Origin of the sequence: Streptomyces sp. NPDC092296, assembly GCF_044755465.1 — a bacterium.
Taxonomy (GTDB): domain Bacteria; phylum Actinomycetota; class Actinomycetes; order Streptomycetales; family Streptomycetaceae; genus Peterkaempfera.
Window position 1 is genome coordinate 63,716 of sequence record NZ_JBIVRB010000005.1, and the last position, 20,497, is coordinate 84,212.

At 74.0% G+C, this 20,497-nt stretch carries 21 protein-coding genes and 3 tRNA genes; 9 read left to right on the plus strand and 15 right to left on the minus strand.

What is annotated here, in order from left to right; translation table 11 throughout:
• Positions 1-18: 18 nt before the first annotated feature.
• Both ACIQGZ_RS15260 and ACIQGZ_RS15265 read right to left on the minus strand, forming a co-directional pair.
• On the minus strand, positions 19-1,455 hold the full coding sequence (locus ACIQGZ_RS15260; RefSeq protein ID WP_402602079.1) for an FGGY family carbohydrate kinase: 1,437 nt from the start codon (positions 1,453-1,455) through the stop codon (positions 19-21).
• 152 nt (positions 1,456-1,607) lie between these two features.
• Complete coding sequence (locus ACIQGZ_RS15265; RefSeq protein WP_402602080.1) at positions 1,608-1,901, minus strand: hypothetical protein; 294 nt, start codon at positions 1,899-1,901, stop codon at positions 1,608-1,610.
• A 407-nt stretch (positions 1,902-2,308) separates the two neighbouring features.
• Here ACIQGZ_RS15265 and ACIQGZ_RS15270 point away from each other — a divergent pair.
• The 4 genes from ACIQGZ_RS15270 to ACIQGZ_RS15285 all read left to right on the plus strand — a co-directional run bounded on the left by ACIQGZ_RS15270 (position 2,309) and on the right by ACIQGZ_RS15285 (position 3,561).
• Positions 2,309-2,381: transfer RNA gene (locus ACIQGZ_RS15270), tRNA-Asn, on the plus strand.
• Between the two features lie 41 nt (positions 2,382-2,422).
• A tRNA-Asn gene (locus ACIQGZ_RS15275) sits at positions 2,423-2,495 on the plus strand.
• Between the two features lie 143 nt (positions 2,496-2,638).
• Positions 2,639-2,712: transfer RNA gene (locus ACIQGZ_RS15280), tRNA-Ile, on the plus strand.
• A gap of 426 nt (positions 2,713-3,138) precedes the next feature.
• Positions 3,139-3,561 (plus strand): CBS domain-containing protein, encoded by a 423-nt coding sequence (locus tag ACIQGZ_RS15285; protein ID WP_402602081.1) that lies wholly within the window; start codon positions 3,139-3,141, stop codon positions 3,559-3,561.
• Positions 3,562-3,687: 126 nt separating this feature from the next.
• Here the strand turns inward: ACIQGZ_RS15285 and ACIQGZ_RS15290 are convergent, their stop codons facing one another.
• Positions 3,688-4,119: a MarR family winged helix-turn-helix transcriptional regulator gene (locus ACIQGZ_RS15290; protein ID WP_402602083.1), complete on the minus strand. Its 432-nt coding sequence runs from the start codon at positions 4,117-4,119 to the stop codon at positions 3,688-3,690.
• A 117-nt stretch (positions 4,120-4,236) separates the two neighbouring features.
• Between ACIQGZ_RS15290 and ACIQGZ_RS15295 the strand changes: the two genes are divergently transcribed.
• The gene (locus ACIQGZ_RS15295) at positions 4,237-5,262 is read left to right on the plus strand and encodes an NADP-dependent oxidoreductase (protein ID WP_402602085.1); all 1,026 of its coding nucleotides are present in this window, start codon (positions 4,237-4,239) and stop codon (positions 5,260-5,262) included.
• Between the two features lie 404 nt (positions 5,263-5,666).
• Positions 5,667-6,161 carry a DUF3145 domain-containing protein gene (locus tag ACIQGZ_RS15300; protein WP_402602087.1) on the plus strand — a complete coding sequence of 165 codons (495 nt, stop codon included), beginning with the start codon at positions 5,667-5,669 and terminating at the stop codon, positions 6,159-6,161.
• Positions 6,162-6,268: 107 nt separating this feature from the next.
• On the opposite strand, the gene ACIQGZ_RS15305 is transcribed toward ACIQGZ_RS15300, so the two are convergent.
• The 7 genes from ACIQGZ_RS15305 to ACIQGZ_RS15335 form a co-directional block, all read right to left on the minus strand.
• Complete coding sequence (locus ACIQGZ_RS15305) at positions 6,269-6,964, minus strand: class F sortase (protein ID WP_402602089.1); 696 nt, start codon at positions 6,962-6,964, stop codon at positions 6,269-6,271.
• 91 nt (positions 6,965-7,055) lie between these two features.
• Positions 7,056-7,688, minus strand: a complete 633-nt coding sequence (locus ACIQGZ_RS15310) for a hypothetical protein (RefSeq protein ID WP_402602091.1) — start codon at positions 7,686-7,688, stop codon at positions 7,056-7,058.
• A gap of 266 nt (positions 7,689-7,954) precedes the next feature.
• Positions 7,955-9,223, minus strand: coding sequence for a beta-ketoacyl-ACP synthase II (gene fabF / locus ACIQGZ_RS15315; RefSeq protein ID WP_402602093.1), 1,269 nt, complete (start codon positions 9,221-9,223; stop codon positions 7,955-7,957).
• Between the two features lie 139 nt (positions 9,224-9,362).
• Positions 9,363-9,605, minus strand: a complete 243-nt coding sequence (locus ACIQGZ_RS15320; RefSeq protein WP_402602095.1) for an acyl carrier protein — start codon at positions 9,603-9,605, stop codon at positions 9,363-9,365.
• Between the two features lie 110 nt (positions 9,606-9,715).
• Positions 9,716-10,741, minus strand: coding sequence for a beta-ketoacyl-ACP synthase III (locus tag ACIQGZ_RS15325; RefSeq protein WP_402602375.1), 1,026 nt, complete (start codon positions 10,739-10,741; stop codon positions 9,716-9,718).
• 17 nt (positions 10,742-10,758) lie between these two features.
• Positions 10,759-11,730 (minus strand): ACP S-malonyltransferase, encoded by a 972-nt coding sequence (locus tag ACIQGZ_RS15330; RefSeq protein WP_402602097.1) that lies wholly within the window; start codon positions 11,728-11,730, stop codon positions 10,759-10,761.
• 91 nt (positions 11,731-11,821) lie between these two features.
• Entirely contained in the window at positions 11,822-12,961 is a 1,140-nt protein-coding gene (locus ACIQGZ_RS15335; RefSeq protein WP_402602377.1) for a PucR family transcriptional regulator, read from the minus strand.
• A 377-nt stretch (positions 12,962-13,338) separates the two neighbouring features.
• Between ACIQGZ_RS15335 and ACIQGZ_RS15340 the strand changes: the two genes are divergently transcribed.
• Positions 13,339-14,112, plus strand: a complete 774-nt coding sequence (locus tag ACIQGZ_RS15340; protein ID WP_402602098.1) for a pirin family protein — start codon at positions 13,339-13,341, stop codon at positions 14,110-14,112.
• 66 nt (positions 14,113-14,178) lie between these two features.
• Here the strand turns inward: ACIQGZ_RS15340 and ACIQGZ_RS15345 are convergent, their stop codons facing one another.
• Positions 14,179-15,012 carry a serine hydrolase domain-containing protein gene (locus tag ACIQGZ_RS15345; RefSeq protein WP_402602100.1) on the minus strand — a complete coding sequence of 278 codons (834 nt, stop codon included), beginning with the start codon at positions 15,010-15,012 and terminating at the stop codon, positions 14,179-14,181.
• Between the two features lie 145 nt (positions 15,013-15,157).
• On the opposite strand from ACIQGZ_RS15345, the gene ACIQGZ_RS15350 reads away from it, so the two are divergent.
• Positions 15,158-15,643: a MerR family transcriptional regulator gene (locus tag ACIQGZ_RS15350; RefSeq protein WP_402602101.1), complete on the plus strand. Its 486-nt coding sequence runs from the start codon at positions 15,158-15,160 to the stop codon at positions 15,641-15,643.
• Positions 15,640-16,650 (plus strand): aldo/keto reductase, encoded by a 1,011-nt coding sequence (locus ACIQGZ_RS15355; RefSeq protein ID WP_402602102.1) that lies wholly within the window; start codon positions 15,640-15,642, stop codon positions 16,648-16,650. The genes ACIQGZ_RS15350 and ACIQGZ_RS15355 overlap by 4 nt, the downstream gene beginning before the upstream one ends.
• Positions 16,651-16,676: 26 nt before the next feature.
• On the opposite strand, the gene ACIQGZ_RS15360 is transcribed toward ACIQGZ_RS15355, so the two are convergent.
• The 4 genes from ACIQGZ_RS15360 to ACIQGZ_RS15375 form a co-directional block, all read right to left on the minus strand.
• Positions 16,677-17,027 (minus strand): MmcQ/YjbR family DNA-binding protein, encoded by a 351-nt coding sequence (locus ACIQGZ_RS15360; RefSeq protein ID WP_402602103.1) that lies wholly within the window; start codon positions 17,025-17,027, stop codon positions 16,677-16,679.
• Between the two features lie 82 nt (positions 17,028-17,109).
• Positions 17,110-18,336 carry an acyltransferase gene (locus tag ACIQGZ_RS15365; RefSeq protein ID WP_402602105.1) on the minus strand — a complete coding sequence of 409 codons (1,227 nt, stop codon included), beginning with the start codon at positions 18,334-18,336 and terminating at the stop codon, positions 17,110-17,112.
• Positions 18,323-19,516: an alpha/beta hydrolase gene (locus tag ACIQGZ_RS15370; RefSeq protein WP_402602106.1), complete on the minus strand. Its 1,194-nt coding sequence runs from the start codon at positions 19,514-19,516 to the stop codon at positions 18,323-18,325. Before ACIQGZ_RS15370 ends, ACIQGZ_RS15365 begins: the two co-directional genes overlap by 14 nt.
• 270 nt (positions 19,517-19,786) lie before the next feature.
• Positions 19,787-20,464, minus strand: coding sequence for a response regulator (locus ACIQGZ_RS15375; RefSeq protein WP_402602107.1), 678 nt, complete (start codon positions 20,462-20,464; stop codon positions 19,787-19,789).
• Positions 20,465-20,497: the final 33 nt, after the last annotated feature.

Consider the following 20,497-nt stretch of genomic DNA (forward strand, 5'->3'; position numbering starts at 1 on the left):
CCGGTCGGCCCGGGGCGGTCAGTAGCGGCTCTCCGGGTGCATCTGCTCCCGTACCGCCGCGTACTGCTGCCGCACCGCCTGCCCGAAGGCGATGTCCTCCCCGGGCTCCACCAGCACCGCGTCCGGCAACTCCCACCGGGGCGGCTCGGCGGTGCCCGCCAGCGCCCAGGCGGCCTGCCGCGCACCGCCGCGCGCCGCGTAGTCGCCCGGCGGCGGGATCACCACCGGCGCGCCGAACACCAGCGGGGCGATGTGCTGCACGGCCGCGAGCCGGCCGGCCGCGCCGACCAGGAAGACCCGGCGCACCGCGACCCCGCGCCCGCGCAGCACATCCAGCGCGTCCGCGATGCCGCAGAGCATGCCCTCCACGGCGGCGCGGGCCACATGCTCGCGCCGCATCGACTCCGCCCGCAGCCCGGCCAGGGTGCCTGCGGCGTGCGGCAGGTGCGGGGTGCGCTCGCCCTCCAGGTACGGGAGCAGCACCAGCCCGTACGAGCCCGGCGAGGACTGGAGGGCCAGCTCGCTCAGCCCCTCCAGGTCGACGCCCAGCAGTGCCGCCGCCGAGCGCAGCACCTGGGCGGCGTTGAGCGTGCCGACCAGCGGCAGCTGGTGGCCGGTGGCGTCGGCGAAGCAGGAGATCATCCCGCCGGCGTCCACCAGCGGCTCGTCATGGACGGCGAAGACGGTGCCGGTGCTGCCCAGCGAGACCACCGCGTCCCCGGGGCCGACCCCCAGCCCCAGCGCGGCGGCCATGGTGTCGCCGGTACCGGCCGAGATCAGCAGGCCCTCGGGCGTCTCCCCGGCGGGCTCGGCCGGCCCCAGCACATCGGGCAGCCGCACCTCGTGGCCCAGCGCCAGCTCCACCAGGTCCGGCCGGTACTGGCCGGTGACCGGCGACCAGTAGCCGGTGCCGGAGGCGTCGCCCCGGTCGGTGGTGCGCCGCTTGGGGTGGCCCAGCAACTGCCAGACCAGCCAGTCGTGCGGCAGCAGCACCTCGGCCACCCGCTTCGCCGAGCCGGGCTCGAACTCCGCGAGCCAGCGCAGCTTGGCGACCGTGTACGCGCCGGACGGCACGGCGCCGACGGCCTGCGCCCAGGCCGCCGGACCACCGAGGGCGTCCACCAGCGCGGCGGCGGCGCCGGACGCCCGGGGATCGTTCCACAGCAGGGCGGGGCGGACCAGCACCCCGCCGGCGTCCAGGCCGACCAGGCCGTGCTGCTGGGCGGAGACCCCGATGGCGCGGACGCCCTCCAGGGTGCCGCCGGTCGCGGCCGAGCCGAGCGAGTGCAGCCACGCCTGCGGGTCGATCTCGGTGACCCGGGCGGGCTCCTCGGCGCCGGTGGCGGGCACCGGGTGCGGGGCACGGTTGTCCCGCAGCACGGCGCCGGTGTCGGCGTCGCAGGCGACGATCTTGGTGTACTGGGACGAGCAGTCAATGCCGGCGACGATGGCCATGGTCGAGATCATGCCCCACCGGCGGGGCGGGCGCGCTGCCGGACCCCGCAAGCTTTGCCCATCTGGTATCGGGCCCGATCCGGCCGGGCGGTCGGCTGCGCCGTCCGGGGGCGCGCGGACGGGCCGCCGGCGGCGTCGGTGCGGCGGGGGAGTCAGGGCCGGTCGGTGCCCCAGCCGTCCTCCCCGGCGGCCTTCCGGTGCAGGTAGGGGACCCGGTCGGCGACGGCCGGCGGCAGCTTGTCCCCGACCTTGCCCGCCACCGTGTCGGCGGCCCGCCCGGCGACGGCGCCGGCGGTCTGCCTGGCCTGCCGGGCGACGTCCTGCACCTTGGGGTTCTGCGCCACTCCGCGTGCCGACTTGGTCAGCTGCTCGTACCGCTCCCGCCCGGCCCGGGTGCCCAGCACATAGCCGGCGGCGAGTCCCGCGACGAACGTCAGTTTCCGCATCCTCGGCTCCACTTCCGCGCGGTCCGCCCGCGCTCCGTCAGGCCCGCTGTGCGACGGTGCCCGTACTCGTCGGCTCGCCTCTACCCGGCGGGCCCGATCGCGAACCGCCGGGCGCGGGAGCCGGGGCGGCGGCCTTCTCCAGCATCCCGGCGTCCGGACCGTGCCGCGCGCCGGACGCGCCGGTCGGGTCAGGGGCGGGCCGGTCCGGGGGCGCGGGGGCCCGGGTCGCGGGCCTCGGGGTCCCGGGTCTCTGGATCTCTGGGTCTCTGGGTCTCCGGATCTCCGGGTCTCGGATCGGATTGTCTCGGATCGGATTGGCGGAGCACCCCCCTACGTGCGCTAATGTATGACCCGCAGCGAGCGCCGACGCCCCGGGAGACCGGGCCCCGCCGGTGCCGCGCCAGCAATCCCGCCTAGCTCAATTGGCAGAGCAGCCGGCTGTTAACCGGCAGGTTATTGGTTCGAGTCCAATGGCGGGAGCTGAGCAGGGTGTCCCTGCTCCACGGTGCCGTGCGCACCGGTCCCGCCTAGCTCAATTGGCAGAGCAGCCGGCTGTTAACCGGCAGGTTATTGGTTCGAGTCCAATGGCGGGAGCAGCGAAAACGAGGGCCCTCCGGTGATCCGGAGGGCCTTCTTCGCGCATATGCCCCCCGGCGCGCGAGAGGGGCGGCTGAACAGCTATGCTGCGGCAGGCGGTCCGTCGAGGGCCGTTCGTGCCGGGGGAGGTTGGCCGGTACGGGGCGGTAGCTCAGCCGGTTAGAGCAGGGGACTCATAATCCCTGGGTCGTGGGTTCGAGTCCCACCCGCCCCACCGTGTGAACCCGTGGGCGCGGCTCACCTGGCGCAACAGTAGAGCAGCGGCGCCACGACCGCGCCCACCACGCCGGGAACTTCACCCGGATGGGGACATCCCCCGGGGCTTGCAGCGCGGCGCGACCGACGCCCCCGCCTCCCGGAGCCGTAGGGCGAGCTGCACTCCGGCACCGCGCCGGGGACGCGGGGAACTGCGCGAACACCTCGGGCCGAGCCCGCCGCCCCCTGCGGCCCCGGGTGGCCGCCCGGGTGATCACCTGAAGCAGCAGCGGCCGGCGGCGGTTCACCCGTTCGGCCTACAGCGCTGGCCTGGCGGCCCGGCGGCGCCGACGATGGTGGGGTGTCCCGCGACGATGCCGACCGGGGGTTCCCACCGGCCCCCACCCCGGGGCCTGCCACCGGGCGGGCGTCGCAAGGAGGACTCATGACCACTGCCCGAGACATCATGCACACGGGCGCCCGGTACATCCCCAAGACCGAGACGCTCGACCGCGCCGCGCAGATGATGCGCGACCACGAGGTGGGAGCGCTGCCCGTGGCCGACACGGACGACCGGATGTGCGGCATCATCACCGACCGCGACATCGTGGTGAAGGCCATCGCGCACGGCCAGGACCCCTCGCAGGTCACCGTGGGCGAGATCTGCGAGGGCACGCCCCGCTGGATCTCGGCCGACGCCGACATCCAGGACGTGCTGGAGGAGATGGGCAGCCGGAAGATCCGCCGGCTCCCGGTGATCGACGAGAACAAGCGCCTGGTCGGCATGATCAGCGAGGCCGATGTGGCGCGGCACCTCTCCGAGGGCCAGATCGCCACCTTCGTGGAGCAGATCTACGTCACCAGCTGACCCCGGCCGGCCCGGTTGACCCGAGCCCGGTCGGGAGATCCACGGTGGAGAAGGCCCACGGTGGAGAAGGCCCACGGTCGAGAAGGCCCACGGCAGAAGCAGACACGACGCGGCGTCCGGGCGCTCTCAGGCCCGGACGCCGTCCAGCATCCGCCGCAGCAGGTCGCGCAGCAGGGCCCGCTCCTCCTCGCCGAGCGCGGCCAGCGGCTCCCGGGCGAAGTCGAGCGATTCGCGCAGTTCCTCGGAGGCGGTGCGACCGGCCTCGGTGACGGCGACCAGCTTGACCCGGCGGTCCTGGGGGTCTGCCTCGCGGGTGACCAGGCCGCGTGCCTCCAGCCGGTCGACGATGCCGGTGATGTTGGAGGGTTCGCAGCTCATCGTCTGGGCGATCCGGCGCATCGGCAGCGGTCCACGCCGCAGCAGCGCCAGCACCTTGGCCTGGGCACCGGTGAGCGAGCGGGCGGCGGCGGCCTCGTCGTACTCCTTGTGGAACACCGAGACGAGCCGGGCCATGAGGTCCACGACTTCGAGGGTGAGCGGGTCGGACGGTTGCGACATGCACCCCACTCTAGCTGAACATTTGACAACATGAACCTTTCATCCACATGGTTGCTTCAGGTGCTCGACCTTTGAGGTCGCGGCACATTCGTCCCAGGCAGAAGGGAACGCAGAGACATGGCGGATCAGGCACTGCCCACCAGCGGCCGCGAGTGGCACTTGGTGGCCCGTCCCGACGGCCGGCCCACCCCGGAGCAGTTCGCGCTGCGCGAGGCGCCCGTGCCGCAGCTCCGGCCCGGCCGGCTCCTGGTGCGCAACGCGTACCTGTCAGTCGACCCCTACATGCGCGGCCGGATGAACGACGTCAAGTCGTACACGCCGCCCTTCCGGCTCGACGAACCACTGGACGGCGGCGCCGTCGGCCGGGTGGTGGCCTCCGAGGCGGCGGGGTTCGCGCCCGGCGACGCGGTGCTGCACGGGCTCGGTTGGCGCGAGTACGCCGTGCTGGACGCGGAGCGCGCCGTCAAGGTGGACGCCGACGCGGCGCCGCTCTCGTACTTCCTCGGCGTGCTGGGGATGCCCGGTCTGACGGCCTACGCCGGGCTGCTGGAGGTGGCGTCCTTCAAGGAGGGCGACGCGGTCTTCGTCTCCGGCGCGGCGGGCGCGGTCGGCAGCGTGGTCGGCCAGATCGCCCGGCTCAAGGGCGCCTCCCGGGTGGTCGGCAGTGCCGGTTCGGCGGCGAAGGTGGCCCGGCTGGTGGAGCGGTACGGCTTCGACGCCGCCTTCAACTACAAGGACGGACCGGTCACCGAGCAGCTGGCCAAGGCCGCCCCCGACGGCATCGACGTCTACTTCGACAATGTCGGCGGCGACCACCTGGAGGCCGCCATCCAGTCGCTGCGGACGCACGGCCGGGTCGCGATCTGCGGCGCCATCGGGCAGTACAACGACACCGAGGGGCCCTGCGCACCGCGCAACCTGAGCCTGGTGATCGGCAAGCGGCTGCGCCTCCAGGGCATGCTGGTGCCCGATCACGCGGCACTCCAGGAGCAGTTCACCGCCGAGGTGTCCGGCTGGCTGCGCGACGGTCGGCTGCACTACGACGAGACCGTGGTGGACGGGATCGAGCACACCGTGGACGCCTTCCTCGGCATGCTGCGCGGCGCCAACACCGGCAAGATGGTGGTCCGCCTCGCCGACTAGCGGCCCCGCTGCGGCCCCGGCCGCGTGCTCCCCGTACCGGCCCGGTGCCGGGCCCGGGGAGGCGCGCGGCCGGGGCCGCACCCCGGCTCGGCAGGCGGAATCCGGCCGTGTGCGACAGACCGTCACCCACGGCGCGCCGCCCCGCGATAACGTTTCTCCGAACGGCGGCGCTGGTCCCGACGAGTGGTGACGGTCGATGGGGTATCGCTGAAATCTGATCACTTGGGGTGAAAATCTGTCCGGTTTGATGGATTTAGTGATCGGATAGCGTTTACCGAAAGTCACGTCGGGTAGTGGTGCAGTAGTGGCAGTTGGTGCAGAATGACGGTGCGGGACTGGAATCTCGGGCAATGGGCACGAGGCCGCTGGGGAAGGCGACCCTCGTCCACAGCCTGGAGGTCCCGGTGACGACACGTGGAGTCCTGTACGTCCACTCCGCGCCGCGCGCGCTGTGCCCGCATGTCGAGTGGGCCGTCGCGGGCGTGCTCGGCGTGCGCGTCAACCTTGATTGGATCCGCCAGCCGGCCGCCCCCGGCACCTGGCGGGCCGAGTTCTCCTGGCAGGGGGAGCCCGGTACGGCCTCGCAGCTGGCCTCGGCCCTGCGCGGCTGGCACCTGCTCCGCTTCGAGGTGACCGCGGAGCCCTGCGCCACCGCCGAGGGGGAGCGCTACAGCAGCACTCCGGAGCTCGGCATCTTCCATGCCGTCACCGGCATCCACGGGGACATCCTCATCCCCGAGGACCGGCTGCGCGCCGCCATGGCCCGCGCCCGCAGCGGCGAGGCCGACCTGGAGGCCGAGATCTCCCGGCTGCTCGGCAAGCCCTGGGACGACGAGCTGGAGCCCTTCCGCTACGCCGGTGAGGGCGCCCCCGTCCGCTGGCTGCACCAGGTGGTCTGACCCGCCCCCACCGCCCCCCGTCCCGGACGGCCGCTGCGCCGCCTCCGACGTCCTCCGTCGGGTACGGCGCAGCGGCGTATCCGGTCCCGGTGGGCCGGGGGAGCGGGTCAGGGGCGGCGGAAGGAGTCCAGATGGGCGAAGACGACCACATTGGCGGTGTAGTCGCGGTGCTTGTGGTCGTACGCGCCGCCGCAGGTGATCACCCGCAGCTGGGCGGTGGGCCCGTCCCCGTACACCCGCTGGTCCGGGAAGGACTTCTTGGCGAAGACCTCGACCGAGTCCACCAGGAAGGTCGCGGTGCTGCCGTCGGCGCGGACGACCTCGATCTTGTTCTTCTTCTTCAGCGCCCCCAGCCCCCAGAAGACGGCGGGTCCGCGCTTGGTGTCCACATGCCCGAGCACCAGCGCGGTGCCGATCTCGCCCGGGGTGGCCCCGTCGCCGTACCAGCCGACCAGGTTGCTGTCGTTGGACGGCGGGGGCTGAAGTACGCCGTCCTTGTCGAGCGCCAGCCTGGTGAACGGGGCGTTCACGCCGATCTGGGGGATGGTCAGCCGGACCGGGTCCGAGGCCGGCAGTGAGGGCCCGGACGAGGCGGAGGCGGCGGGCCGCGACGCCGGCGGCGCGGGGGCCGGGGCGGCGGCCACCGGGGTGGGCGGGGCGCCGGAGCCGTCCAGCGAGCTGTGGATCATGAAGAGGCCGAGCAGTACGGCGGCGCCGGCCAGCCGGAGCCGGCCGGCGCCCCCGTCACGGTTCCGTACGGTCCGGGACGGGGGCCCACCCCGCCTCGTTTTCCTGAAGCCCATGCCCGCGGAGTGCCTTTCTGGGAGCGGCGCCGTGGCCACCGCCGCAGAACGGCGGTGGCCACGGCGGGTCGGTCAGCGGTGCTCGGGCACGTCAGATGGCCCGGCCGGAGGAGTTGCGGCGGCGCAGGCTGTAGGCGCCGACGCCCACGCCGCCCGCCAGCAGGGCACCGCCCGCGGCCATGCCGCCGGTGGACGCCATGCCGCCACCGCCGGTGTGGACGCCGCCGTGCGGCTTCTTGTGCTTGCGCTCCTCGGTCTTGCCCTTCTCGTGGTGCTCGGTCTTGCCCTTCTCGTGGCAGTGGCAGTTGCCGCGGCCCTTGCCCTCGTCGTAGCCGCCGCCCCAGTCCTCCTCGTCGTAGCTGCTGCCCTTGCTCCAGTCGCCCTCGTCGCGGCTGCCGCCCTTGCCCCAGTCCTTGCCCTCGTCGTGGCCGCCGCCCTTGCCCCAGTCCTTGCCCTCGTCGCGGCCGCCGTCCTTCCCCCAGTCCTTGCCCTCGCCCCGGCCGAAGTCCTTGCCGTCGCCCTTACCGTCGCCTCGGCCGAAGTCCTTGCCGTTGTCCTTGCCCCAGTCGTCCCCTCCCTGGCCCCAGTCCTTGCCGTCGCCCTTGCCCAGCAGGGAGGACCCCGCCCCGCTGGGCTGCCAGGTGTCCGCGTGGGCGGAAGGGGCGACAAGGGCGAGAGCGGCGACGCTGAGTGCGGCGCCGGCGACGAACGTGCGTGCACGCATGACGATGACCTTCCAGCGCCTCTACGATCGGTGACAGGAAGTCAACTCAGGGAAATCGTGGAGACACCACGATCACCGTCGGTCACCGAAGGCGGCGGCGCCAGCCGACAGTCCCAATCGGGTGAGATGATGATCCTTTCGGCTCAATCGACTGCCCCTCAGCTGCTTCGAACAGCGGTGTTCGACCAGGTCACGGCGGGTGTCGGCAGACGCGGAAAGGTCCCGCCCGGAGCACCGGGCGGGACCTTCCTGACGGGTTTTCGGTGTCAGTCCCGGCGCAGGGCCAGGACCACATTGTGGCCCCCGAAGCCGAAGGAGTTGTTGAGCGCCGCGATCGGGCCCTCCGGCAGCTTCCGGGGCTCGCCGCGCACGATGTCCGCGTCCACCTCGTCGTCCAGGTTGTCGACGTTGATCGTCGGCGGGGCGATGCGGTGGTAGAGCGCGAGCACGGTGCTGACGGTCTCGATACCGCCGGCGCCGCCGAGCAGGTGGCCGGTCATCGACTTGGTCGCGGAGACCGCGATGTGGTCCAGGTGCTCGCCGAGCACCTTGCGCAGCGCCTTGACCTCGGCGATGTCGCCCTGCGGGGTGGAGGTGGCGTGGGCGTTGACATGCACCACGTCCGCCCGGTCCAGGTCGGTGTGGTCGAAGAGGTTCGCCACCGCGGCGGCGACACCGCGGCCGGTGGGCTCCGGCTGGGCGATGTGGTGGCTGTCGGCGGACAGCCCCTGGCCGACCGCCTCGCAGTAGACCCGGGCGCCACGGGCCGCCGCGTGCTCCGCCGACTCCAGGACGACCACGCCGGCGCCCTCGCCCAGTACGAAGCCGTCACGGGCCTTGTCGTACGGACGCGACGCGTGCTGCGGCTCGTCGTTGTTCTTGGACATCGCCATCATGTTGGCGAACGCCGCGATCGGCAGCGGGTGGATGGCCGCCTCGGTACCGCCGGCCACCACGATGTCGGCGCGCCCGGTACGGATCATCTCGATGGCGTAGCCGATGGCCTCGGCGCCGGAGGCGCAGGCGCTCACCGGGGTGTGCACGCCGGCGCGGGCGCCGATCTCCAGGCCCACATTGGCGGCCGGGCCGTTCGGCATCAGCATCGGCACGGTGTGCGGGGAGACGCGGCGGACGCCCTTCTCCTTGAGCACGTCGTACTGGTCGAGCAGGGTGGTGACCCCGCCGATGCCGGAGGCGACCACGGCGCCTAGGCGGTCGGGGTCGACGGCGGAGGCCGCGTCCGTCGCGGGGACCTCGAAGCCCGCGTCGGCCCAGGCCTCCCGGGCGGCGATCAGCGCGAACTGCGCCGACCGGTCCAGCTTGCGGGCCAGCGGGCGCGGCAGGACCTCACCGGGCTCGACGGCTGCCCGTGCGGCGATCCGCACGGGCAGCTCGGCGGCCCACTCCTCCTTGAGGGGAACCACGCCGGAGCGGCCGGCGAGGAGTGCTTCCCAGGTCGATGCGGCATCGCTGCCCAGCGGCGTGAAGGCGCCGATACCCGTGACGACCACGGTGGTGCGGTTGTCAGTAGTCACTGGTCTCTCTCTCCCACGTGTTAAGCGTGCGAGGCGGCGCTGGTGCCGTTGGGACGGCGGCATGCGCGACGGCCTGACGTGAACTCAGGTGCCCCGAGGTTCGGTGGTGCGGACGGCGGACCGTCCTGGGTGCTGGGTGTCAGCTGTTGGCGAGGATGTACGAGACGGCGTCGCCCACGGTCTTGAGGTTCTTGACCTCGTCGTCCGGGATCTTCACGTCGAAGCGCTCCTCGGCGGCGACGACGACCTCCACCATGGACAGCGAGTCGACGTCCAGGTCGTCGGTGAAGGACTTGTCCAGCTCGACGTCCTCGGTCGGGATGCCGGCGATCTCGTTGACGATCTCGGCGAGACCTTCCAGGACCTCGGACTTGGTAGCCATTGCGGCACTCCTATCGGGATGTGTGTTCATCTGAACTGCTCCGTCCCCCGCGGGCGCGGGACACGGTGGCCAAGGGGCGTGCCCGCACGGGTGCGGGCACCGGTCTTGACTTACGGGAGGGTAACGACTGCGGCTGCGTAGACGAGACCCGCCCCGAAACCGATGACCAGGGCCAGGTCACCGCTCTTGGCCTCGCCGGAGGCGAGCATCCGCTCCATGGCCAGGGGGATGGACGCCGCCGAGGTGTTGCCGGTCTCGGCGATGTCGCGGGCCACGGGCACGGACGAGGGCAGCTTCAGAGCCTTGATCATCGCATCCGTGATGCGCATGTTGGCCTGGTGGGGGATGAACGCGCCGAGCTGGTCGGCGCTGACACCGGCCGCGTCCAGCGCCTGCTGGGCGACCTTGGCCATCTCCCAGACCGCCCAGCGGAAGACCGACTGGCCCTCCATGCGCAGCGCGGGCCACTTCTGCTCGGAGCCCACGCCGTTGACCGCGTCCTCCTTGCCGAAGGCGGTGTCCCACGCCTGGGTCTGCGAGATGACGTCCGCCTGCGCGCCGTCCGAGCCCCAGACCACCTTGCCGATGCCCGGCTCCCTGGACGGGCCGACGACCACGGCGCCCGCGCCGTCGCCGAAGATGAAGGCGGTGGAGCGGTCGGACACATCGGTGAGGTCGCTGAGCCGCTCCACGCCGATCACCACCACGTACTCGGCGCTGCCGGTGCGGACCATGCCGTCGGCCAGGTTCAGGCCGTAGCCGAAGCCGGCGCAGGCGGCGGAGATGTCGAAGGCGGCGGCGGAGCCGCAGCCCAGCCGGTGCGAGATCTCGGTGGCGATGGCCGGGGTCTGCTTGAGGTGCGAGACGGTGGAGACCACCACCGCGCCGACCTGCTCAGGGGTGATGCCCGCCTGGGCGATGGCCTTGCCGGCGGCCTGCACCGACATCTCGGAGACGCTCTCCTCCGGGCCCGCCCAGCGGCGCTCGGTGATACCGCTGCGGGTGCGGATCCACTCGTCGGAGGAGTCGATCCACTGGAGCACCTCCTCGTTGGGGATCACCCGGACGGGACGGTAGCCGCCCACGCCGTAGATCCGCGAGAAGTCCGCGCCCCGGCTAGGCCGGATCCGCGCCACCTCGCCGGTGGTCTCTGTCATGCGTTCACACCTTCCGTGGCGGGCAGCCGGATGGGCTCGCCGTGCTTGGCGACCAGCTCGCGGGCCTTGTCCAGGTCGGCGGGGGTCTTCAGGGCGAGGGTCTCGACGCCCTTGAGGTTGCGCTTGACCAAGTTGGTGAGGGTGCCGGCCGGCGGCACCTCGATGACGCAGGTGGCGCCCAGCTCGCGCAGCGTCTCCATGCACAGGTCCCAGCGGACCGGGTTGGAGACCTGGGAGACCAGGCGGCTCAGCACCTCGGCGCCGGAGTCCACCACCCCGCCGTCCCGGTTGGACACATATGCGACACGCGGGTCACCGACCGGCATCCCGGGGGCCAGCCTGCCCAGCGCCGCGACGCCGGGAGCCATGTGGTGGGTGTGGAAGGCACCCGCCACGCTCAGCGCCACCAGCCGGGCGGCGGCGGGCGGGTCGGCCTTGAGCGCCGCCAGCTGCTCCAGCGTGCCGGCGGCCACGAGCTGGCCGCCGCCGTTGTTGTTCGCGGCGGTGAGGCCGTGCTCGGCGAGCTTGGCGGCCACCTCGTCCGGGTCGCCGCCGAGCAGCACCGACATCCCCGTCTCGGTGACGGCGGCGGCGTCGGCCATGGCCAGGCCGCGCTGCCGTACGAAGGCCATCGCGGACTCGTCGGACAGCACACCGGCGACGGCGGCGGTGGTGATCTCGCCCACGCTGTGGCCGGCGACCGCGCCGACCGGACCGTAGCCGTCGGCCGGCGCCACGTCGGCCAGCAGCGCGCGGACGGCGACCAGTCCGGCGGCGACCAGCAGCGGCTGCGCCACCGCGGTGTCCTTGATCTCCTCGGCGGACGCCTCGGTGCCGTAGTGCACCAGATCGAGTCCGGCCACGGCGGACCACCAGTGCAGCCGGTCGGCCACACCGTCCACCTCGAGCCAGGGGGCGAGGAAACCGGGCGTCTGGGCGCCCTGTCCGGGAGCGACGAGTACGAGCACGGAATCAACCTTCTCTTGCCGGGCGCTCCGGCACGGGTAGACGGCGGTTACCAAGAAACTACACGCGGTTTGTGGGGTCCCTACAGCAGGTTCACCGCTGCGTGCGGGGCGCGTCGAGACGGCCCAGGGCAAGGGCGATCCGCAGGGTGAACGCCGAGCGTACGTCGGAGGGCGTGTACCCCGTGACGTCAGTCACACGTCGCAGCCGGTAGCGGACGGTGTTGGGGTGGACGAAGAGCATCCGGGCCGCCCCCTCCAGCGAGGACGCCTGCTCCAGGTAGACCGAGAGCGTCTCCAGCAGCGCGGAGCCGGCCTCCTCCAGCGGGATGTAGATCTCCTCCACCAGCTGCTGGCGCGCGGCCTGATCCCCCGCCAGCGCCCGCTCCGGCAGCAGATCGTCGGCCAGCACCGGCCGGGGGGCGTCCGGCCAGGCCCCGCAGGAACGCAGCGCACCCGACGCGGCCTGCGCGGACCGGGTGGCGGAGAGCAGATCCCCGACGGTGGGGCCGACCACCACCGGGCCGGGGGCGAACTGACCGATCAGCGCCCGAGCGGCGTGCATCGGGTCCATGCTGCCGCCGACCACCACCACCAGCCGGCTGCCCAGCACCCCGGTGAGGACATGCAGCCTGGCCCGCCGGGCGGCCCGCCGGATCGCCTCCACCACCAGCTCGCTGTCACCGTCCGGCGCGTTGCCCATCACCACCATCACCTGGGCGGGTGAACCCCAGCCGAGCGCCGCCGCCCGGGACAGCACCCCCTCGTCGGCGTCCCCGGAGAGCAGCGCGTTGACCACCAGCGCCTCCAGCCGGGCGTCCCAGGCGCCGCGCGCCTCCGCCGCCTGCGCGTACACCTGCGCGGTGGCGAACGCCAGCTCCCGGGCGTACACCAGCACGGCCTCCCGCAGCCCCGCCTCGTCGCCCGGCGCCGCGACCTCGTCGATGGCCTCCTCGACGACCTCGATGCTGATCCGGATCATCTCCACGGTCTGCCGGAGCGTGACCGCCCGGGTCAGCTCGCGCGGCGCGGTGCCGAACACATCGGTGCTCATCGCCTGCGGCTTGTCCGGGTGGCGGAACCACTCGGTGAAGGCGGCGATGCCCGCCTGCGCCACCAGGCCGATCCAGGACCGGTGCTCCGGCGGCATCCGGCGGTACCAGGAGAGCGTCTCGTCCATCCGCTGGATGGCGTTGGTGGCGAGCCGGCCGGACGCCTTCTCCAGCCTCCGCAGGGTGGCGGCGTGCCGCTCCGCAGCGAGTTTGCGCTCCGACGCGGTGCCGCGCGGCGTCGCGCCGCCGCTGGGCTCCGGGGAGTCGGCGCCGCGGGTCCCGGCGGCTCGGGGCTTCGGGGCAGGCGTCACTGCCTTCTTCGCTGCGTTCTTCGCTGAGGGGACTGGCACAGCACTAGCGTGCCTCACGCACGGTGGTGGTCGTGCACGCGGGCCCGCCCACGGGCGGTGGCGGCCCTCACATCCTGCTGCCGACGGGGCACGTCGGGGCACATCGGGGGGTACGTCGGCGGCGTGCGCCGGCGCGGGCGGCGCGGAAGCCCGGCGCCCGGCCCGGTATCTTCCCCGGTGGCCCGCCGCCCATCCGATCGGAGCCAGCCGTGACCGACCAGCACCGCCCCCGCGCCGAGGTGCGCCGCGCGGCCGAACGCTACCGCTCCACCCCGGAACCGGGCATCGAGACCCGCCACGCCTTCTCGTTCTCCGGCCACTACGACCCCCGCAACACCCACTTCGGCGCGCTGCTCGCCTGCAATGAGGAGCTGCTCGCCCCCGGCGCCGGCTTCGAACGGCACCGGCACCGCGACACCGAGATCCTCACCTGGGTCGTCGAGGGCGCGCTGGCGCACCGCGACGACCATGGGCACGCGGGCGTGGTACGCCCCGGCATGGTCCAGTACCTGGGGGCCGGCAGCGGCGTCGCGCACACCGAGCGCAACCTCGGCGGCGCGGCGGAGCCGGTGCGGTTCGTGCAGATGTGGCTCCAGCCCGACCGGTTCGACGCCGAACCCGCGTACGGGCTGGCCCGGCCCCGGCCCGGAGCGGACGGGCGGACCCTGCTGGCCTCCGGGATGGCGCGTGACGCGGGCGGCGAGGCGCTGCCGCTGCGCCGCCGCGACGCCGCGCTGCACCACGTCACGGCCGGGCCCTGGCAGCCGCTCCCCGACCTGCCGGACGCCCCGCTGCGCCATCTGCACCTGCTGCGCGGCTCGCTCGGCTTCCGTACCGCCGCCGGCCCGCACGGCACCGGCCGCGACCTGCGGCCCGGCGACAGCGCCCGCGTCACCGGCCCGGCGCTGGTCGCGCCGACGGCGGGGGAGGACGGGGTGGAGCTGCTGCTCTGGGAGATGTACTCGGGGCTGTTGCTGGGCTGATGCCGTACGGACGGACAGCGGGGCGGGCGGGCATCGGGACGGCCGGGCGGCGCCGGGCCGGTCCGGTCAGTCGGCCAGCTCCGCCAGGACCGCGTCGGTGAAGGGCGGCCAGGCGTCGGCGGCCCAGGGGCCGAAGTCGCGGTCGGTCAGGCAGACGCAGGCCGCGCCCGCCACCGGGTCGACCCACAGGAAGGTGCCGGACTGGCCGAAGTGGCCGAAGGTCCCCGGGGAGCTGGCGGCGCCGGTCCAGTGCGGCGCCTTGCCGCCCCGGAGCTCGAAGCCGAGCCCCCAGTCGTTGGGCCGCTGATGGCCGAAGCCCGGCAGCACCCCGCTCAGCCCCGGCCAGGCCACCACCCGGGTCGCCGCCTCCACCGTGGAGGGGTGCAGCAGCCGGGGGGCCTGGAGTTCGGCGGCGAAGCGCGCCAGGTCGGCGGCGGTCGACACGCCGCCCGCCCCGGCCGGTGCCCGGTGGCCGGGGTCGATCCGGGTCGCCGCCATGCCGAGCGGCTGGAACACCGCCTCGGCCGCGTACTGCCCGAACGGGATGCCGGACGCCTGCTCCAGGGTCTGCGCCAGCACGTCGAACCCGGCGTTGGAGTACAGCCGGCGCGTCCCCGGCGCGGCCATCGTCCGGTGCTCGTCGAAGGCCAGCCCCGAGGTGTGCGCCAGCAGGTGGCGTACCGTCGACCCCGGCGGACCCGCCGGGTCGTCCAGCTCGAAGACGCCCTCCTCCACCGCCACCAGCGCGGCGTACGAGCTGAGCAGCTTGGTCACCGAGGCGAGCGGGAACTCCCGCTGCTGCGGCCCGTGCGCCCCCAGCACCGCCCCGTCCCGACCCCGCACCACCACGGCCGCCGCCGTCGGCACCGGCCACTGCTCGATCACCCGCAGACTCTCCATGGGCCCGACTCTACGGGCCACTCCATCGGCCGTTCCCCGGCGGGCCGCCTCCCGGCCGGGTGCCGATCGTGTTTGCCTGGAGTGCACTCCAAGTCGCTAGCGTCGAAGACGTCGTACGGAACGGCCGCATCGCAGGGGGTACGCCATGACCGTCGCCAGACCGCTCACCCGACCCGTCGTGCTCGGCCCGGTCGCCGCGGTGGCGACCTGCGCGTCGGGCCCGGACACCGCCGGGCCCGACGACACGCCCCGCCACACCATCGGCGAGGTCGCCGCCCGCAGCGGGCTGACCGCGTACACGCTGCGCTGGTACGAGCGGATAGGGCTGCTGGAGCGGATCGACCGCTCCTACTCCGGCCAGCGCCGCTACAGCGACAAGGACCTGCACTGGCTCGCCTTCCTCGGCAAGCTGCGGCTGACCGGTATGTCGGTCGCGGACATGGTGCGCTACGCGGAACTGGTCCGGGAGGGCGAGCACACCTTCGGCGAGCGCCATGGACTGCTGCACGCCCACCGCGAAGAGGTCCGCCAGCGCATCGCGGACCTGCAGACCACCCTCGCCGTCCTCGACTACAAGATCAGCATGTATGCGGATGCCGCCCCGGCGGCGCAAGGAGAGCGCAGCGCATGAGTACGAGCCTTCCCACCACCGCCCTCGGCACCGACGGCCCGGTCGTCGGCGTGCAGGGCCTCGGCTGCATGGGCATGAGCGAGTTCTACGGCCCCACCGACACCGCCGAGTCGCTCGCCACCCTGGAGCACGCCCTGGAACTGGGCGTCACCCTCTACGACACCGCCGACATCTACGGCGCCGGGCACAACGAGGAGCTGATCGGCCCCTTCATCCGCGCCAACCGCGACCGGGTGGTGCTCGCCACCAAGTTCGCCATCGAGCGGCGCGCCGACGACCCCGCCTACCGGGGGATCAACAACCACCCCGACTACATCCGCCGCGCCGTCGACGCCTCGCTGCGCCGGCTGGGCGTGGACGTGATCGACCTCTACTACATGCACCGCCGCGACCCCGCCGTGCCGCTCGCCGACTCGGTCGGCACCATGGCGGAGCTGGTCCGGGCCGGGAAGGTCCGCCACCTGGGCCTGTCCGAGGTGACCGGCGCCGAACTGCGGGAGGCCCACGCGGTGCACCCGATCGCGGCCGTCCAGTCGGAGTGGTCGCTGTTCTCCCGGGACGTGGAGCGCTCCGCCGTCCCGGCGGCGGCCGAACTCGGTGTCGCCTTCGTGCCCTACTCCCCGCTCGGCCGGGGCTTCCTCACCGGCGCGTTCAGCTCGGCCGACCAGCTGAGCCAGGACGACGTCCGGCAGCACCAGCCCCGCTTCAGCGGGGAGAACGCCAAGGCCAACGCCGACCTGGTCGTCCCCGTCCAGCAGATCGCGGCCGCGCGCGGAGTCACCGCGGCGCAGGTGGCGCTGGCCTGGGTGCAGCAGCGGGCCGAGGTGCACCGGCTGACCGTGGTGCCGATCCCCGGCACCCGCAAGCGCAGCCGGCTGGAGGAGAACGTCGCCGCCGCGACGCTGCGCCTGACCGCCGACGAGCTGGCCCGGCTGGAGCCGATCGCGGCCCAGGTGGCCGGGGACCGCTACGCCGACATGACCTTCACCTCCGTCACCCGCGAGTAGCCCTGGCCGGGCGCGGGCGGCGCCGCTCACCCGGGGCCGCCCGCGTCGAACTCCCGGACCAGCCGCCCGGGGGCCGTACGCCGCCAGGCATCGGTGAGCAGGTCGCGCAGCTCACCCGGGTCGACGCCGTCCAGCGCCACCTGGACCCAGCCGAAGCGGCCCACATAGGGCGCCACCGAGAAGACCCCCGGCTCGGCCGCCACCAGCGCGGTCTGCTCCTCCCGGGACGCCTTCACCGACGCCTCGCCGCTCTCCGGCCGGCCGATGGCGAAGATCTTCTCCCCGACGCGGAGGGTCACCGCCGTGCCCCAGGTCACCCGCTCGGCGGCCCGGGGCAGGGCAAGGCCCATGGCCCTGAACTCGTCGAAACTCACCATGGCGTCAGGCTAGAGGCGGGGTGTGACAGTGAGGCGTAACAGTGAGGCGCGACAGCGAGGCGGGGTACGACAACGGCCCTGCTCACAGCACCGCCAGGGCGTACAGCGCGAACCCGCCCGCCAGCGCCCCCGCAGCCACCCGGGCGCCGCGCGGCACACCGGTCCACGGTGCCTCGAAGCGCCGGGTGAACCGCCCGATGCCGACCAGCACGACGGCGAACAGCGGCAGCCAGCACAGCCGGGCCAGCACCCAGCCCAGCGAGTCCGGCGCACCGGTGAGACCCGGCACCGAGCGCAGGGCGGAGCCCGGCACCGCCACGGCCAGCATCGCGGTCTGGTGCCAGCAGAAGATCGTCATCGCCGAGAGGTTCACCGCCACCACCGGCGCCCAGAGCGCCGGCCGCCGCAGCCGGCGGCCCAGCCGGTCCCGCAGCAGCACCGCCGCGCCGCACTGCACCGAGGCCAGCGCCAGCACCAGCAGGGACGGCGGGTGGGAGTTGGTGCGCTCCACCCCGGGGACGCCCACCATGCTCGCCGGGTAGTGGAACACCACCAGCAGCACCGCGAACAGCACCGCCCCGCCCGCCAGCAGCAGCCGGGCACCGCGCCGCCCCAGCCGCCCCTCGCCCCAGGAGACGCCCAGCTGGTAGGCGAACAGCCAGCCGGGCAGCAGGTTCACCAGCCCGACCCAGGACGGCACCGAACCGGCCCACGGCCCGTAGCGCAGCAGGTCGACCACGGCCACGGCGGCGATCAGCGGGGCGGCCGCCCAGCCGCCCAGTCGGCGCGCGGCCCGCACGCAGTACGGGGTGAGCGCGGTCACCCCGGCGTAGACGCCGACGAACCAGAGCGGCTGGACGACCAGCACCGCGCCGGTGCGCAGCGTGCCGGACGGCACACCGGCCACGGCCAGCAGCGGCAGCAGCAGCGCCCAGACGGCGGTGACGCCCAGCACCGGCCGGCCGAGCCGGGCCAGTCGGCCGCGCAGCCAGTCGCCGGTGCCGGTACCCCGGGCGGCGGCGCGGCGCAGCGACAGCACCGAGGCGTGGCCGCCGACCAGGAAGAAGATCCCCAGCAGTTGGAGCACCCAGCTGACCGGGGCGAAGAAGCCGAGCGAGCCGAGCGGGCTGGCGTTGTGCAGCGCCCCGTCGGAGGACCGGGTGAACGCGCCGAGCAGCCAGTGGCCGGTGGGCACGGCGAGCAGGGCGAGGGCGCGCAGGCCGTCCAGCGCGCGGTCGCGGTGGGCGGGGGTGCGGGCGTCGACGTGCTGCGCGGCGCGGCGCAGCGGGCCGAGGTCAGACAAGGTCATGGCGGCACTCCTGGTCGGTGGCGGCGCAGTTGACGGCGGGGTAGTCGCCGAGGGCGATCTCGGCGAAGTTGGCGAGCGAGTCGGTGCCCGGCGCGAAGTAGCCGGTGTGGCCGTGGGCGCGGTCGGCGGCGACCACCCGGGCGCCGAAGGCCGGAGCGGCGGGGTCGGCGCCGTGGCCCAGGCCGGCGAAGGAGAGGTGCGGGACGCGCCGGATCCAGTCCGAGGCGTCCCGCGCCGCCCAGATCCGGACGGCGGTGCCCAGCCCGGCGGCGTGGTCGGCGTGCATCCCGGGCGAGCCGAGGACGACCAGGTCGGACGCCTCGCCCGGGTCGAGGCCCGGCGCGGCGATGCCGCACAGCACCGAGCCGTAGCTGTGGCAGAAGACGGCGGGCGGCGGCGCCGCCGGGGTGGTGCCGGCGGCCAGTCCGGCCAGGAACCGCTCCAGCCGGGGGGCGCCGGCTCGGGCCAGCCTGGCGGTGGCGGCGTCGACGCCCAGGCCGACCGGGGTGGTGTAGCCGACCCAGGCGACGGTGGCGGTCGGGGTGCCGGGCGCCGCCTGCGCCATCCGCTGCCGCAGCGCCTGCGCCATGCCGGCGGGGGTGCCGTACGGGTCGCGCTGCCGGTCGTACGAGGCCAGGTCGATGTCCGAGCCCGGCACCACGACCGCGACCCGGCTCGCCGCCGCCAGGTCCCCGTAGACCTCGGCGACCTGGCCGCGCCCCCGGGGGTCGAACGCCAGGATCTGCCGGCCCGGCCGCAGCAGCGCCGCGTACCGGGCGGCGCGGTCCCGGGCGGCGGCGTGGTCCTGGGCGGTGAGCGCGGGGTCGGCGGCCCGGTCCAGCTCACGCCGCCGCTCGTCGGCCAGGGCGAGGGCGTTGGCGGTGTAGCGCAGGGCGATCGGCGCGCCGTCCAGGTTGCCGACCACCAGCGGGTGGCGGGCGGCCAGGGTGCGCTGCTCGGCGTCCGTCAGAGCTCCGAAGTACGCGGCGACGGCGGCCGGGGCGGCGGTCGCCGGGTCGGGCGGGCGGCTGCCGGAGGTGCGGTCGTGCAGCCAGGCGGCGGTGCCGGGCGGTGGGCCGGTCACCGGGGTCTGCTCCGAGGCGGTGGCCCAGCCGGCCGTCCCGGTGACGGCGGCCGAGGCCAGTACGGCGGCGATCAGGGCGCGCTTGAGGCGGAGCATGCGGCGGTCGTCTCCCTCGTCCGGTCGGAGCCGGGGCCGCGGTAGGTCCGGCGGCCGGCGGAGGGAAACCTAGGAAGGCGATGGGTGGTGGGGCGTCACACCGGGGAGCCAACCCGGCGGTGATACCGGAGTACGGGAGGATCTAGGGGACGCCGATTCCCTCGCTGTGCAGTGGATGTGATGGTTCGTCGGACATGACTGTCCGTCGGGCATGACCGGGCGGCCCCGCGCCGCTGGGCGGTGGGGGCCTCGACGGATGTGCGGGCTGGGTCAGGCCGCGCCGGGGGTGACCAGGCCCGACTCATACGCGAACACCACGGCCTGGGCGCGGTCGCGCAGGTCCAGCTTGGCCAGGATGCGCCCGATGTGGGTCTTCACGGTCTGCTCGGCCAGCACCAGTGCGTCGGCGATCTCGGCGTTGGACAGGCCGCGCGCGATGTGCTCCAGCACCTCCGTCTCACGGGGCGTCAGCGCGTTCAGCCGCAGGCTGGGATTGCGGCGCGGGGCGGGGCGCTGCCGGGCGAAGTCCTCGATCAGGCGGCGGGTGACGGACGGTGCCAGCAGTGCCTCACCGGCCGCGACGACCCGGACCGCCGCGATCAGGTCGGCGGGCGGCGCGTCCTTCAGCAGGAAGCCACTGGCCCCGGCACGCAGCGCCTCGTACACATAGTCGTCCACATCGAAGGTGGTGAGCATCAGCACCCGGGGGCGGTGCACGACGCCGGGCGGCGGGGAGAGCAGCCGCCGGGCGGCCTCCAGACCGTCCATCTCGGGCATCCGGACGTCCATCAGCACCACGTCCGGGTGGGTGCGCCCGCTGACCTCGATGGCCTGCCGGCCGTCCGGTGCCTCGCCCACCACGTCGATGTCGGGCTGGGCGGCCAGCAGGGCCGCGAAGCCGGCGCGCACCATGGCCTGGTCGTCGGCGATGATCACCCGAATGGTCATGGGGCGGGAACCTGCTCTCTGCCGGGCGCTGCG

Coding starts and splice junctions, on each gene's coding strand:
- ACIQGZ_RS15305 (WP_402602089.1), bottom strand. CDS start 6,964: ATGGGCTTCAGGAAAACGAGGCGGGGTGGGCCCCCGTCCCGGACCGTA.
- ACIQGZ_RS15350 (WP_402602101.1), top strand. CDS start 15,158: ATGACCGTCGCCAGACCGCTCACCCGACCCGTCGTGCTCGGCCCGGTC.
- ACIQGZ_RS15370 (WP_402602106.1), bottom strand. CDS start 19,516: ATGCTCCGCCTCAAGCGCGCCCTGATCGCCGCCGTACTGGCCTCGGCC.
- ACIQGZ_RS15360 (WP_402602103.1), bottom strand. CDS start 17,027: ATGGTGAGTTTCGACGAGTTCAGGGCCATGGGCCTTGCCCTGCCCCGG.
- ACIQGZ_RS15295 (WP_402602085.1), top strand. CDS start 4,237: ATGGCGGATCAGGCACTGCCCACCAGCGGCCGCGAGTGGCACTTGGTG.
- ACIQGZ_RS15355 (WP_402602102.1), top strand. CDS start 15,640: ATGAGTACGAGCCTTCCCACCACCGCCCTCGGCACCGACGGCCCGGTC.
- ACIQGZ_RS15260 (WP_402602079.1), bottom strand. CDS start 1,455: ATGGCCATCGTCGCCGGCATTGACTGCTCGTCCCAGTACACCAAGATC.
- ACIQGZ_RS15365 (WP_402602105.1), bottom strand. CDS start 18,336: ATGACCTTGTCTGACCTCGGCCCGCTGCGCCGCGCCGCGCAGCACGTC.
- ACIQGZ_RS15345 (WP_402602100.1), bottom strand. CDS start 15,012: ATGGAGAGTCTGCGGGTGATCGAGCAGTGGCCGGTGCCGACGGCGGCG.
- ACIQGZ_RS15285 (WP_402602081.1), top strand. CDS start 3,139: ATGACCACTGCCCGAGACATCATGCACACGGGCGCCCGGTACATCCCC.
- ACIQGZ_RS15320 (WP_402602095.1), bottom strand. CDS start 9,605: ATGGCTACCAAGTCCGAGGTCCTGGAAGGTCTCGCCGAGATCGTCAAC.
- ACIQGZ_RS15310 (WP_402602091.1), bottom strand. CDS start 7,688: ATGCGTGCACGCACGTTCGTCGCCGGCGCCGCACTCAGCGTCGCCGCT.
- ACIQGZ_RS15375 (WP_402602107.1), bottom strand. CDS start 20,464: ATGACCATTCGGGTGATCATCGCCGACGACCAGGCCATGGTGCGCGCC.
- ACIQGZ_RS15265 (WP_402602080.1), bottom strand. CDS start 1,901: ATGCGGAAACTGACGTTCGTCGCGGGACTCGCCGCCGGCTATGTGCTG.
- ACIQGZ_RS15290 (WP_402602083.1), bottom strand. CDS start 4,119: ATGTCGCAACCGTCCGACCCGCTCACCCTCGAAGTCGTGGACCTCATG.